The following is a 14136-nucleotide window of genomic DNA, read 5'->3' on the forward strand; positions in this document are numbered from 1 at the left end:
GTGCTCACCGTCGACGCCCCGATCCACATCCCGATCACCGGCAGCATCACCAGCGTCAACATTCCCGCAGTCACGATCCCGCAGTTCGACGCGCGGGGCACCCTCGACCTTGCCATCCTCAAGGGCACCGTCATCGCACCGTTCGGTCCGATCACCATCCACGGCGGCGACCAGAGCGCACCGTCCAACACACCCATCACCATCAACTTCGGCGCTCAACCGGCCATCCAGATCGACATAGGCAGCCCAGACCCCAACAACCCGACCATCATTCACATCCTGGGCTTGGGTGGCGGCGGGCCCGCCTACATCCCGCTGATCGACATGAAGCCCGCGCCGGGCTTCTTCAACGCCACCACCGGCTTCTCCTCGGGCTTCCTGAACTGGGGTAGCGGCAGCGCGTCTGGCCTGCTGAACTACGGCAACAACTCCGGCTTCTACAACTTCGCCACCGCTGCCATCGGGAACTCCGGGCTACAGAACTTCGGTTCCATGCAGTCCGGGTTCTCCAACCTGGGCAGCACCCTCTCGGGTTGGCTCAACACCGGCGGTGCAGTCCCGGCGAACATCTCGGGCGGACAAAACTTCGGCGTCGACCTCGCCGGCTTCTTCCGCGACGGCGTGTCCCAAACCAGCTTCAACCTCGGCGCGGCCAACGACGGCTTCTTCAACCTCGGCAACGCAAACCTGGGCACCTTCAACCTGGGCAACGCCAACATCGGCAGCTTCAACGTGGGTGGCGGCAACATCGGCAGCCTCAACATCGGCTGGGGCAACATCGGCGACCAGAATTTCGGGCCCGGCAACATCGGCTTCGGCAACGTCGGGTTCGGCAACTCGGGGTCGGGCCTGTCCGCTGCGATGCAGAACTTCGGCTGGGGCAACACCGGCAGCTTCAACGTCGGCTTCGGCAACACCGGTACCAACAACATCGGCTTCGGCAACACCGGCGACGGAAATATCGGCATCGGTCTCTCCGGCAACGCCCAGGTCGGATTCGGCGGGTTCAACTCGGGCACCGGCAACTTCGGCTTGTTCAACTCCGGCACCAACAACGTCGGTTTCTTCAACTCCGGCGAAGGCAACTGGGGTATCGGCAACTCCGGGGAGTTCAACACCGGGATCGGCAACAGCGGTCAGGTCAACACCGGGTTCTTCAACACCGGACTGGTCAACACCGGCTTCGGCAACTCGGGGAACTTCAACACCGGCATCGGCAACTCCGGCAACGTCAACACCGGCAGCTTCAACCCGGGCAGCTACAACACCGGCGGCTTCAACCCGGGGAACTACAACACCGGCTGGATCAACACGGGCAACTCCAACACCGGCTTCGGCAACTACGGCGACTTCAACACCGGCGGCTTCAACGGCGGCGACTACAGCAACGGCTTCTTCTGGCGCGGCGACTACCAGGGTCTGGGCGATTTCCGGTACGACGTTACGATTCCCAAGATTCCGTGGGACTACAGCATTGCGGGCGACATCGAGATCCCGATCACGGGAACCATCAACGCAGTCACCCAGGACATGTTCACCATCGCCGAGTTCGATATACCCATCAGCCTGGTGGTCACGATCTGCATCATCTACATCCCGTTCGTCGGCTGCGTGCTGAGCGGCACGCTGCCGCCGATCCACATCACCACCCAGCACCTCGGCCCGTTCACCATCGATCCGAGCGTCCTGAACCCCGAAACGCCGCTGGTCTTCAACATCTCCAACCCGATCAACCTGGCGGGCAACGGCGATCTGGGGCCGTTCACCTTCGGCTTCGGTTTGCGGCAGACCCCGGGATTCTTCAACACCGGTCCGGTGCCGTCATCCGGTTTCTTCAACTCCGGCGCCGGCGGCGCCTCGGGCTTCTTCAACGCCGCCAACGGCGCCGTATCGGGTTTCGGAAACGCGTTCAGCCAGTCTTCGGGATGGCTCAACGCCGGCGGGGTCGACGTGTCCGGGTTCCAGAACTTCGGCACCCTGGAATCCGGCTGGGCGAACCTGGGCAACTTCATGTCGGGCTTCTACAACACGACCGTGCTCGACATGCTGACGAATGCCTTCGTCTCCGGTTTCGGCAACGTCGGCAAAGAACTGGCCGGAATCCTCGGCGAGAGCCCGTAGCTACCGGCGCGAACGCGGCTGCCAGACCACCAGCGCCGTGCTCTTGGGCACCACCGCGACCTCCCGTCGCTGGTTGGCGCGCAACATCGCCAATTCCTCGGCCATCTCCTTGAGCCTGGACTGCAACGCCTCGACCTGATTGGTCAGCTCGATGATGCGTTTGATGCCGGCGAGGTTGACACCCTCGTCCTGGGACAGGCGTTGCACTTCGCGCAGCAGGTTCACATCGTGCTCGGAGTAGCGGCGCCCGCCACCGGGGGTGCGTTGCGGGCTCACCAGGCCGATCCGGTCGTAGGTGCGCAGGGTCTGCGCATGCATGCCGGCCAGCTCGGCGGCCACCGAAATCAAAAAGGTCCGCGAGGACTCGTTCTTTCTGGAATCGGAAGCCATCACCGATTACCTGCCCATCCAGCCCGGGGGTCGAACCCACTGGATCTTTCGGCCGCAGCATAGGCTTCCAGCGCCTCTTGGGCCGCGCCCTCCAGGTTCGGGGGGACCGCCACCTTGACGGTGACGAGCAGATCGCCGCTGCCGCCGCTGCGCTTGGGCACACCGCGCCCGCGCACCCGCAGGATACGGCCATCCGCGGTACCCTTGGGCACCCGGACACCCACCTTGCCGTCCAGGGTGGGCACCGAAAGCGTTGAGCCCAAAGCTAATTCGGTGAAGCTGACCGGAACGGTCACGGTGAGGTCATCGCCGTCCCGGCCGAACACCTTGTCCGGCCGTACATGGACCGTCACATAGAGGTCGCCGGACGGGGCGCCGCGCAGCCCGGCCTCGCCTTGTCCGGCCAGCCTGATACGTTGCCCGTCCTCGACGCCCGGCGGTATCCGCACGTTGATGGTTCGGGTACGGGTCGTCGCGCCGTTGCCGCCGCACTCCTCGCACGGGTGCTCGATGATCGAACCGCTGCCCCGGCATTCGGTGCACGGTTCGGAGAATCCGAAGGCACCCTGGTTGCGACTGATCACGCCCGCGCCGTTGCAGTTGGGACACACCTTCGGGCTGGTGCCCGGGCGCGCGCCGCTGCCGTGGCAATTGGTGCATGGCGCCGGGCTGGTCAGCCGCAACGGCATCGCTACGCCCTTGGCGGCCTCGACGAAATCCAGTTCCGTCTCGGTCTCCAGGTCGTTGCCGCGGCGCGGCCGGCTGGGCCGGGTGCTGCCACCGCGTCCGAACAGGCCACCGAACAAGTCACCGATATTTGCGCCGCCGGACCGGCCGGCGGCGTCGAACAAGTCGTTCAGGTTGAACTCGGCGCCATCACCACCTCCGCCGAAGCCGCCGAAGTTGCCCGCATCGAACCGACGGCCACCAAAGCCCCCGCCGGCGAACAGCCGGCGGGTCTCGTCGTACTCTTTGCGCTTTGCTTCGTCGGACAAGACGCTGTACGCCTCGGAGACAGCCTTGAACCGCTCCGCGCCGGCGGGATTCTTGTCCGGGTGCAGATCGGAGGCCAGCTTGCGATACGCAGTCTTGATCTGCTTGGCGTCGGCATCAGAGGGGACGCCGAGCTCCTTGTAGAAGTCTTTCTCGACCCACTCGCGCTGAGCCATACCGCGTCACCTCCTTACCTTCCTCGTTTGTTGATTCTGTGCCTTAATCACCGGAGCCGTCGGCGTTATCGGTCGTGTCGGCCTGTCCGGTTTCCCGGGCTGACTGGTTCGCGCTGTCACCTGGCCCGTCTGGAACGGTCTCGACGACGGCGACCAGCGCGTTGCGCAGCACATGCTCGCCCAGCTGGTAGCCCTGTCGCATCACCGTTCCGATCACCGGCTTGGCGTCTTGGCCACCGCTGCCCTCGTGCTGCACGGCTTCGTGCAGCACCGGGTCGAAGTCCTCGCCTTCGGCACCGAACGGCTTGAGTCCCAGGCCGGTCAGCACGTTCATCAGCTTGTCGGCCACGGCCTTGAGCGGCCCGGACTCCAAATCACCGTGCTTGCGCGCCCGTTCGATGTCGTCCACCGCATGCAGCAGTTCGCCGACCACGGCGGCCCTGGCCCGGTCGGCCGCGGCCTGCTGGTCGCGCATCGCCCGCTTGCGGTAGTTGGCGAAGTCCGCCTGCACCCGTTGCAGGTCGGCGGTCAGCTCAGCCACCTTGCTCGACGAGGGGTCCGACGAACCAGCGGCCGCAGCCGGTTCTCCCGGCGCCGGAGCGCCGGGAGAACCCTGCCGAACTTCACCAGTCTCGGGATCGATCCGCCGTTTGTCGGTGACCGTCACCGGCTCCTGTGGGTAGTCGTCGGTCACTTGGACTCCCGGTCGTCGTCGACCACCTCCGCGTCCACGACGTCGTCCTGGCCGCCCTGCTCGAAGCCGCCGGGCTGGCCGCCGCCGGCAGCGGCACCCTCGGCCTGGGCGGCCTCGTAGATCGCCTGTCCGAGCGCCTGGGACTCCTGGCCCAGCTTCTCCATCGCCGACTTGATCGCGCCGATGTCGTCACCACCTAGTGTCGCCTTGGCCTCGTTGACCGCGGCTTCCACCTTGCTCAAGGTGTCCTCGGGAACCTTGGAACCGCCCTCGGCCTCGCGTTGTTCCTTGACGAACTTCTCCGTCTGGTAGACCAGCGTCTCGGCCTGGTTGCGAACGTCGGCCTCCTCCCGACGCTTGCGGTCCTCGTCCGCGTGCGCCTCAGCCTCCTTGATCATCCGGTCGATCTCTTCCTTGGAGATGCCGGAGCCCTCCTGGATGCGGATCGTGTTCTCCTTGCCGGTGCCCTTGTCCTTGGCCGTGACGTGCACGATGCCGTTGGCGTCGATGTCGAAGGTGACCTCGATCTGCGGGACACCGCGCGGCGCCGGGGCGATACCGGTCAGCTCGAAGCTGCCGAGCAGCTTGTTGGCCGAGGCGATCTCGCGCTCACCCTGGTAGACCTGGATCTGCACCGACGGCTGGTTGTCGTCGGCCGTGGTGAAGGTCTCCGACCGCTTGGTCGGGATGGTGGTGTTGCGCTCGATGAGCTTGGTCATCACGCCACCCTTGGTCTCGATACCCAGGCTCAGCGGCGTAACGTCAAGCAGCAGAACGTCTTTCACCTCACCCTTGAGGACACCGGCCTGCAGGGCGGCGCCCACCGCGACGACCTCGTCGGGGTTGACGCCCTTGTTGGGCTCCTTGCCGCCGGTCATCTCCTTGACCAGGTCGGTAACCGCGGGCATACGGGTCGAGCCGCCGACGAGCACCACGTGGTCGATGTCGCTCACCGAGATGCCGGCGTCGGCGATCACCGACTGGAACGGCTTGCGGGTGCGGTCCAGCAGGTCCTGGGTGATGCGCTGGAACTCGGCCCGGGTCAGCTGCTCGTCGAGGAACAGCGGGTTCTTGTCCGCGTCCACGGTGATGTAGGGCAGGTTGATCGACGTGCTCTGCGAGCTGGAGAGTTCGATCTTGGCCTTCTCGGCGGCTTCGCGCAGCCGCTGCATGGCCATCTTGTCCTTGGTCAGGTCGATGCCGCTGGTGCCCTTGAACTTCTCCACCAGCCAGTCCACGACGCGCTGGTCCCAGTCGTCACCACCGAGGTGGTTGTCACCGCTGGTGGCGCGCACCTCGACCACGCCTTCGCCGATCTCGAGCAGCGAGACGTCGAAGGTGCCGCCACCGAGGTCGAAGACCAGAATGGTCTGTTCCTTCTCGCCCTTGTCCAGGCCGTAGGCCAGGGCGGCCGCGGTCGGCTCGTTGACGATGCGCAGCACGTTGAGCCCGGCGATCTGGCCGGCGTCCTTGGTCGCTTGACGCTGGGCGTCGTTGAAGTAGGCGGGCACGGTGATCACCGCGTCGGTGATGTCCTCACCGAGGTATGCCTCGGCGTCCCGCTTGAGCTTCATCAGCACGCGGGCGCTGATCTCCGGCGCCGTGTAATTCTTGCCGTCGATCTCGACGGACCAGTCCGTGCCCATGTGCCGCTTGACCGAGCGGATGGTGCGGTCAACATTGGTGACCGCCTGGTTCTTGGCGGGCTGGCCAACCAGCACTTCGCCGTTGCGCGCGAACGCGACGACGGATGGAGTCGTCCTTGAGCCCTCGGAGTTGGCGACGACGACGGGGTCGCCACCCTCCAGAACCGAGACGACGGAGTTGGTGGTCCCGAGGTCGATGCCGACCGCACGAGCCATAGTGATTCCTCCTGAATGTGTAGAGCCTCTGTGTTGCACTATGCTGAGTGAACCCCGCTCAAGCCTGCTCTGCCGACCTACTGCTGTCAACCAAGACTTGAGCCCGATTCGCTCAACTTGTCGATCATGCTAACGGCACGGGTCCGCGGTTTGTTCCCCGGGGGTGCCACAGGTCGAGGCCATAGGGTTTCCGTCGGCCGCATATGGGCCTTCTATGAAGACCAAAATCTGAAATGGTTTTCGCGACGAGATTGTTAGGCTTGGCGAACATCAGCTCCCGGGGGAAGCGAGTCAGGCGGTGTCATCAATGGATCAGAAGCGCAGAGGCGGGATGTCGACGCAAAGTCGCATGCTCGGATACAGCTCGCTCCTGGCGATGAACGCTGGCTGGGTCAACGCGGTGGCGATCCTGATCATGGCCGTTCCGGTCGGCAACCTCACCGGCATCACCACCCAGATCGGGATGGACCGGGCGCACCCGTGGCGGTACGAGAGCCACGTGCTCGTCGCGATCGTGGTGGGGTTCCTGATCGGTGCGGCCATTGCCGGGGCGCTGCTCGCCTCCAAGCGAGTCGCCATCGGCACCCGTCACGCCGCTGTCCTGGCAATCCAGGCATTGCTGTTGCTGCTTGCCGCCGCCGGCATCGAAGAATCCGACCTCAAGTCGCTGATCATGGGCTCCGGCATCGAGGAGACCGCGGTGCAGGCACTGCTGGCCGCGTCGGCGCTGGGCCTGCAGAACGGCTTGACATCCAGCTTCCGCGGGATGGCCGTGCGGACCACCCACTTCACCGGCACCGTCACCGACCTCGGGTTGATGCTTGGCCGCAGCCGGCGGGAAGGCATCGATAAGTGGAAGGCCGCAATCCTCAGCGCCACGCTTCTGCTGTTCCTCGCCGGTGCCGTCGCAGGTCTGATGGCAGGGGCCCGGATGGGCGGGCACGCCCTGATCGTCCCCGCCACGATCTGCTTGGTATTGGCCGCCGCCGGCGTCGCACGCAGCCGCAAGCAGCGCGTTGAGCCCCCTCTGGCGATCGCCGAGGCGCTGCCCGCCTAGCGCCGACTCTGCGCCGTCAGCGGCGGGTGCGCGACTCCTCCGGAGTCCAGGGCAGCGGTGGCCGGGGCTGGCCGGGGAACAAGAAGTCGATGAACGCCGCCGCCGTGGGCTGTGGTTCGTGATTTGCCAGGCCTGGCCGCTCGTTGGCCTCGATGAAGGCGTAGTCCGCCGCGGTGACGTCCTCGACCAGGAGATCGATGCCGGCAACGGGGATACCGATCACCTCGGCCGCCTTCACCGCCACCTGACACAGTTCCGGATTCACCTGGCCGGTCACGTCGTGCAGCTTGCCGCCCTGGTGCAGGTTTGCCGTGGCACGAACCCGTAGCCGGGTTCCTTCCGGCAGCACCTCGTCGAGACTCCAGCCTTCCTTGGCGACCGTTTGTTCCGTGACGTCGTCCATCGGAATGCGGGACTCACCGTCGGTGGCGGCAGCCCGCCGCCGGCTCTCGGCCTCGATCAGCTCGCGCACGCTGTGGCGACCCGTACCGATGACCTCAGGGGGCATCCGCAACGCGGCCGCCACCACCCGACCGTCGATCACGAGCAAGCGCAGGTCGTCACCATGTACACGCTCTTCGATCAACACCTCCGGGTGTTGCTCCCTGGCGCGCGCCAGCGCGGCGGCAAGCTCCTGGGGACCGTCATCGGCGGTCACTCCCACCGTGATTCCCTTGCCCTGCTCGCCGCGGCACGGTTTGACCACCACCTCCCGAACCTCGTCGAGGAATGCGTAATCGTCGTCGTCAAAGGTGGCCAGGCGCGCCCGGGCAACGACGATTCCGGCCTCCTTGACCAGCCGCCGGGTCAACCGTTTGTCGTCGCACCGGCACATTGAGACAGCGGAGGTGTACTCGGACAACGACTCTCGGGTCACCACGCTGCGGCCGCCGAGCGACAGCCGCATCTCTCCGGTCTCGGCATCCAGAACCTCGACCAGGATGCCGCGGCGCAGTGCCTCTTCGGCAATGATCCGCGCGTACGGATTGAGGTCGTCGACGGTCTCCGGCGGTGAGGTGAACAACGGCTCGTTGATGGTGTTCTTCCGCTTGATCACCAGCACCGGGACACGGCGGAAACCGAGCTTCTCGTAAAGGCCGATAGCCCCTGCATTGTCGTGGGCGACCGACAGGTCGAGATAGGCCCGCCCCTGGCGATGAAAGCGATCGGCTACCGCGCGGGTCAGCGCTTCCCCGACACCGGGTAGGGCGGCGGCCGGGTCGACTGCCAGCGCCCACAGACTTGCGCCCCGCTCCGGGTCCGAGAAGAGAATCTCGTGGTCCACACCGGTCACGGTGCCTATCACCGCGCCGTCGTCGTTACGCACCGCCACCAGATACGTCACCGCATCGACATGCAGATGGTTGTGCCAGATCGTCTCGACCGGCGCCGGGACCATCCCACACCGCACCGTTACCCGGTTCATGGCATCAGCCTCAGCCGGGGAGTTGAGGGTGCGCACCGTCACCCCTTGCGGCGGCTGCGCCGATTCCTGCGGCGACCCGGAGAAGCGCAGCCGGTAGGTATGGCTGGGGTCGAGGAACAGTTCCGTCGGCGCCGCGGCAACCACGACGTGTGATTCGCGCGCATAGATGCAGACGTCACGCCGGCCGGGCGCTTCGTTGCGCAGTGCCCCGACGAGCGCGGCGGAGTCGGCGAACGTCTGACCGAAAATGACGCGGCCCCAGCCCAATTCGAGCTCTACGTCCTTGCCCATCGACGCCACCAGGTGTGGTGGCGAGGCGTCGTGCAGGCCTAGAGTGATCGCCTCGGGATGGTCTTCGGCAGGGTCGACGACGCTCATCGGGCCACCGGAGTCAGGGGACGCGGCGCCGCCGGCATGGCCAGCCCTCCGATCCACGAGTCATGGTCCCGTTGTTACCCATTTCCAGCATGATCCACCAATCTGATAAATATCGCCTGCTAAAGGGCCCATTTCGCGCGGAACCCGGCGATAACAGAGCATTTGCTCTGTTATCATCATCGCTATGCCGCGTCCCCGCGTGTATGACCAGGACCAGGTGCTCGATGCCGTCGAGTCGCTCGCCGTCGCCTCCGGCCCGTCCGCTGTCACGATCCGCGCGATCAGCTCGGCCGTCGGCGTGTCCAATGGTGCGCTTTATCACACCTTCGGGTCCCGGGCCGGGCTGCTGGGACACGCGTGGCTGCGGGCGGGGCGGCGATTCCTGGCTGCGCAAGCCGCGTTGGTCGACACGGCCCTCTCGGTGCCGGGCCGCCCGCCCGGCTTCGAGGCCGGCGTCGAGGCCGTGGCGGCCGCCGCCGACGCGCCGGCCGCCTTTGCCGACCAACATCCGGCTTCGTGCCGGCTGCTGCTGACCATGCCGCGGGAGCAACTGATCGACCCCCAGCTGCCCGACGAAATCATTTCGCAGATCACCGATCTCGAGACACAACTGGTTGGCCTGCTGATCCTGCTGGCCCGCAGCGTCTGGGATCGCAAGGATGCCGGCGCGGTGGACACCATCACGATCTGCGTCGTTGATTTGCCGACCGCGATTCTGCTGCGACGCGACCGACTACACAGTCCGGTGGCGCGCCGGCAACTGCGCGCCGCGGTGCGCGCCGTGCTGGAAATTGAGCCCCCGATTCGCCAACCCGGAAGGAAGAACCCATGACCATCGAGCTCAGGTATGACGAGAAGATCGCCATCCTCGACTTCGGCGATGACGAGAACCGTTTCTCGCCAGAGTTTCTCGACGAGATCAACACCCACCTGGACGACATCGAAGCCGGGGGCGCGCAGGCGTTGGTCACCACCGCGCGGGGCAAGTTCTATACGAACGGGCTGGATCTGGACTGGCTCGGTGCGCACGCCGACCAAACCCAGCGCTACGTCGGGCGAGTCCAGGAGCTGCTGGCGCGGGTTCTCACCCTGCCCATGCCGACCGCCGCGGCGATCGTCGGCCATGCCTTCGGCGCCGGGGCCATGCTGGCCATTGCCCATGATTTCCGGGTGATGCGGGCCGACCGCGGATTCTTCTGCTTCCCCGAGGCGGACATCAACATTCCGTTCACCCCCGGCATGGCCGCGTTGATCCAGGGCAAGCTGACGCCGCAGGCCGCGGTCGCCTCCATGACCACCGGGCGCCGCTTCGGGGGTGCCGACGCCGCCGGCATGGGCATCGTCGACGCCACGGCGGACCACGGCGAGGTGACTGCCGCTGCGGTGGAACTGCTTCGCCCGCTGGGCAGCAAGGACCGCGGCACCCTTGGCGCGATCAAACACACCATGTTCGGCGGCGCAGCCCAGTCGCTCAGGTCCGTCGACGGCTGACGGTGGTGAAAACCCGGGCCGCATCGGCATCCACCTACCGCCCACCCGTCAGGACCGTGGCTGCGCGCCGGTGAACTGCCGAAGCGGCGGCCGTGGGATAGCCTGACGCGATGGCACCGCCCGCACGCGCGCTGGACCGCGAAGACGCGGGCTATCACAAGGCGCTGAAAAATCGTCAGTTGCAGATGATCGCCCTCGGTGGAGCGATCGGCACGGGTCTGTTCCTCGGCGCCGGCGGCCGGCTCGCCTCGGCGGGGCCGGGCTTGTTCATCGTGTTCGGGATCTGCGGCGTCTTCGTCTTTCTGATCCTGCGCGCGCTCGGTGAGCTGGTGCTGTACCGACCGTCGTCGGGTTCGTTCGTGTCCTACGCGCGAGAATTCTTCGGCGAGAAGGTGGCGTTCGCCGCCGGCTGGATGTATTTCCTGAACTGGGCGATGACCGGGATCGTCGATACCACCGCGATCGCCCAATACTGCCGTTACTGGAAGGCGTTTCAGGTCATCCCCCAGTGGACGCTGGCGCTGGTCGCGCTGATCGTCGTGCTGTCGATGAACCTGATCTCGGTCAAGTTGTTCGGCGAGTTGGAGTTCTGGGCGGCGCTGGTCAAGGTGCTGGCGCTGGTGACGTTCCTGATCGTCGGCACCATCTTTCTCGCCGGACGGTTCAAGCTGGACGGGCACGACACCGGATGGTCGCTGTGGAGCGGTAATGGCGGCCTGTTGCCGACCGGGCTGCTGTCGCTGGTGCTGGTCACTTCTGGCGTGGTATTCGCTTATGCGGCAATTGAATTGGTGGGTATCGCCGCCGGGGAGACGGCGGAGCCGGAGAAGATCATGCCCCGCGCGATCAACTCGGTGGTGTTCCGGATCGCGGTCTTCTACATCGGGTCGACGGTGTTGCTGGCGCTGCTACTGCCCTACACCGCATATAAGGACGGCGAGAGCCCGTTCGTGACGTTCTTCAACAAGCTCGGTCTGTCCTGGGGCGACGACCTGATGAACCTGGTGGTGCTCACCGCGGCGCTGTCGAGTCTGAATGCCGGGTTGTATTCCACCGGCCGGATCCTGCGGTCGATGGCGATCAATGGCAGCGGCCCGCGATTCACCGCGGTGATGTCGAAGAACGGCGTGCCGTTCGGCGGCATCCTGCTCACCGCCGGGATCGGCCTGTTCGGCATCGCACTCAATGCGGTCACCCCGAAGCACGCATTCGAGATCGTGCTGCACATCGCCGCTACCGGCGTCATCGTGGCTTGGGCCACGATCGTCGCGTGTCAGCTGCGATTCCACCAGCTGGTGAAGGCGGGCGAGGTGGAGCGCCCGAAGTTCCGGATGCCGCTTGCGCCCTATACCGGGTGGATCACGCTGGCATTTCTGGCAGGTGTGCTCGTGTTGATGGTGTTCGACAAGGTTTACGGCCGCTGGATGCTCGCTGCGATGGCGTTCGGCATTCCGGCGCTGATCGGTGGCTGGTTCCTGATCCGCGGCCGGGTACGCGACGCCGCCGCCGAAGTCTCGGTGACCGCGGCGGCCGACGAGGCGGCGCCCGCGGAGTGACGTAGTCGGTGGTAACGCTTTGCCATCGGGCTCGTTCCAAGAGCGCGTCACTGCAAGGACATCCGCGCCCCCCTGCGTAATCTGATCTCCTGATATCGGAGATTCCGGGGAGTAGCGCGGTGCGGTTTTTGCAGAAGGCTGGGTGGGTTCCGCTGGCCGTCGTCGTGCTCGTCGCCGGATGCAGTACCACTGTTGACGGCAGGCCCGTCGCCTCGCCGGGAGGAAGAGGCCCGGCGGAGCCTTCCTTCCCCACCCCCCGGCCGAGTGCCGCGCCGCCGCCGGCACCGACGACACCCATTGCGCTCCCACCCACCGGGCCGCCGTCGACCAACGCGACACCCGGCACGATCACACTCAAGCCCGACGACAACGGTTACGTCTTCATCGAAACCAAGTCGGGCGTGACCCGCTGCCAGATCAACAAGGAGAGCGTGGGCTGCGAGGCACCGTTCACCAACTCGCCCCTGCAAGACGGCGAGCACGCCAACGGTGTCCACATCACCTCAGCCGGCAACGTGCAGTGGGTGCTCGGCAACCTCGGCGCCATTCCCACCGTCACGATCGACTACAGGACCTACGACGCGCAGGGCTGGACCATCGTCGCCACCGAAGACGGCACCCGATTCTCCAACAACGGCACCGGCCACGGCATGTTCGTCAGCCTCGACAAGGTCGACACGTTCTGACCCGGGGTTTGCCGCCGACCCCGCGATGATCCAGCGCGGCGGCCGGTCGATGCCCCCGCCCCCGCGCACACCCCCCACGCCGGCATCGCGCGACCTATAACATCAGAACCGTGGCACGCTACGGCCCACCCGACGACTTCAACAACCAGCCCACCCAGTTCGGCGGATACGGCGTAGGCCCACCAGGAGGCGGATACCCGCCGCAGGGCCCACCAGGAGGCGGATACCCGCCGCAGGGCCCACCGCCCGGTGGTCCTGCCCAGGGCCCCCCACCACATGGCCAACCGCCCTACGGCCGACCTCCGCAGGGTCCGCAGAATCAGCCGACCGTGGAAGGCCCGCCCCCGCCCGGCGGCACCCCACTGCAGAACCAGCCCACGGTGGAACACTCGCCTTCCGGCCAGCACCTGCAATACCAGCCTGCCGGAGAGGGTGCGGCACCGGACCAGTACGAGCCACTGGTCACCGACGACCCCGACGAGGAGGGTCGGCCCTGGTATCGCAAGCCGGCGACACTCATCGGTTGGGCCATCCTCGTCCTGATCCTGCTCGCTCTGATCGCCTACGGCGTCACCCAACTGCTGGGCAGTGGAAAGAGCAACAGTCCGGCACCGGGCACTACGTCGACGACCACAACCACCACGACCACCACCGAGACGACCACGACCACGACCACCGAACCGACCACCACGACCACGGAACCCACCACGACGCCAACCGCGGCGCCGCCGCCGGCCAACCCACCCCGCAACCAGCCACCCGGCACGCAGCCCACGCAACCGCCTCGCCGCCCGCGCTTCCCCGACTTGCCTTCGACCATCACAATTCCGGGTGGCCCCACCATCACGCTGCCGAATCTGCCCCGTTAGCGCTCGGTCAAGGTTTGATTACTGATCAATCACGGGCGGCGCGCGATGACCGGCATCGATTGCGGTAGCGAATACAGTCAGCGGCCGTGAACAGGTACGACCCGCCCGAATACGGCGCCGACGACCCGACCGCCTACGGCAATTACGGCTACGGGCCGGGCGGGGGCGGGTACGGGCAGCCGGCCGCCGGCGGATACCCGCCCGGCCCGGAGCCAGAGCCCACCCCTGGCTGGCGCAAGCCGCTTGCGTTGGTGGGATGGGGCGTGCTGATCGCAGTCCTGATCGCCCTGATCATCTACGGGATCGTCCTACTCGCCCGCGGCCGGCCCAGCCCGGCTTCAGTCACCACGACGGTGACCACGGTGGTACCGGCGACGACGACCACGACCACCACAGCACCCACCTCGACCACCACGACAACGACCACAACGACGACA

At 66.2% G+C, this 14136-nt stretch carries 12 protein-coding genes and 1 pseudogene; 8 read left to right on the forward strand and 5 right to left on the reverse strand.

Features of this window, described 5'->3' with window-relative positions:
• A partial coding sequence (locus tag AC5Y7D_RS30180) for a beta strand repeat-containing protein (RefSeq protein ID WP_499929747.1) occupies window positions 1-2121 on the forward strand: 2121 nt, incomplete at its 5' end.
• Here AC5Y7D_RS30180 and AC5Y7D_RS30185 read toward each other — a convergent pair.
• From AC5Y7D_RS30185 to dnaK, 4 genes are read right to left on the reverse strand one after another with little or no spacing between them, the layout of a single operon-like run.
• On the reverse strand, window positions 2122-2511 hold the full coding sequence (locus AC5Y7D_RS30185) for a heat shock protein transcriptional repressor HspR (RefSeq protein ID WP_499929749.1): 390 nt from the start codon (window positions 2509-2511) through the stop codon (window positions 2122-2124).
• A complete protein-coding gene (gene dnaJ, locus AC5Y7D_RS30190) occupies window positions 2511-3680 on the reverse strand; it encodes a molecular chaperone DnaJ (protein WP_499929751.1) in 1170 nt (389 codons plus the stop codon). The genes AC5Y7D_RS30185 and dnaJ overlap by 1 nt, the downstream gene beginning before the upstream one ends.
• A 43-nt stretch (window positions 3681-3723) precedes the next feature.
• Window positions 3724-4374 carry a nucleotide exchange factor GrpE gene (grpE, locus tag AC5Y7D_RS30195; protein ID WP_499929753.1) on the reverse strand — a complete coding sequence of 217 codons (651 nt, stop codon included), beginning with the start codon at window positions 4372-4374 and terminating at the stop codon, window positions 3724-3726.
• Complete coding sequence (gene dnaK / locus AC5Y7D_RS30200) at window positions 4371-6236, reverse strand: molecular chaperone DnaK (protein ID WP_499929754.1); 1866 nt, start codon at window positions 6234-6236, stop codon at window positions 4371-4373. Before dnaK ends, grpE begins: the two co-directional genes overlap by 4 nt.
• 331 nt (window positions 6237-6567) lie before the next feature.
• Between dnaK and AC5Y7D_RS30205 the strand changes: the two genes are divergently transcribed.
• Entirely contained in the window at window positions 6568-7293 is a 726-nt protein-coding gene (locus tag AC5Y7D_RS30205; protein ID WP_499929756.1) for a YoaK family protein, read from the forward strand.
• Between the two features lie 16 nt (window positions 7294-7309).
• On the opposite strand, the gene ngg is transcribed toward AC5Y7D_RS30205, so the two are convergent.
• Complete coding sequence (gene ngg / locus AC5Y7D_RS30210; protein ID WP_499929758.1) at window positions 7310-9097, reverse strand: N-acetylglutaminylglutamine synthetase; 1788 nt, start codon at window positions 9095-9097, stop codon at window positions 7310-7312.
• Between the two features lie 184 nt (window positions 9098-9281).
• On the opposite strand from ngg, the gene AC5Y7D_RS30215 reads away from it, so the two are divergent.
• The 6 genes and pseudogenes from AC5Y7D_RS30215 to AC5Y7D_RS30240 form a co-directional block, all read left to right on the forward strand.
• On the forward strand, window positions 9282-9929 hold the full coding sequence (locus tag AC5Y7D_RS30215) for a TetR family transcriptional regulator (RefSeq protein WP_499929760.1): 648 nt from the start codon (window positions 9282-9284) through the stop codon (window positions 9927-9929).
• Window positions 9926-10588 carry an enoyl-CoA hydratase-related protein gene (locus AC5Y7D_RS30220; RefSeq protein ID WP_499929762.1) on the forward strand — a complete coding sequence of 221 codons (663 nt, stop codon included), beginning with the start codon at window positions 9926-9928 and terminating at the stop codon, window positions 10586-10588. The genes AC5Y7D_RS30215 and AC5Y7D_RS30220 overlap by 4 nt, the downstream gene beginning before the upstream one ends.
• 110 nt (window positions 10589-10698) lie before the next feature.
• Window positions 10699-12144: an amino acid permease gene (locus tag AC5Y7D_RS30225; protein ID WP_499929764.1), complete on the forward strand. Its 1446-nt coding sequence runs from the start codon at window positions 10699-10701 to the stop codon at window positions 12142-12144.
• 119 nt (window positions 12145-12263) lie between these two features.
• Entirely contained in the window at window positions 12264-12830 is a 567-nt protein-coding gene (locus tag AC5Y7D_RS30230) for a hypothetical protein (protein ID WP_499929766.1), read from the forward strand.
• A 110-nt stretch (window positions 12831-12940) separates the two neighbouring features.
• Window positions 12941-13699 (forward strand): hypothetical protein, encoded by a 759-nt coding sequence (locus AC5Y7D_RS30235; RefSeq protein ID WP_499929768.1) that lies wholly within the window; start codon window positions 12941-12943, stop codon window positions 13697-13699.
• An 86-nt stretch (window positions 13700-13785) separates the two neighbouring features.
• Window positions 13786-14136 (forward strand): annotated as a pseudogene (locus AC5Y7D_RS30240) (oligopeptide transporter substrate-binding protein); the annotation flags it as partial.

The sequence above is a fragment of the Mycobacterium sp. NGS49 genome, from assembly GCF_059812565.1.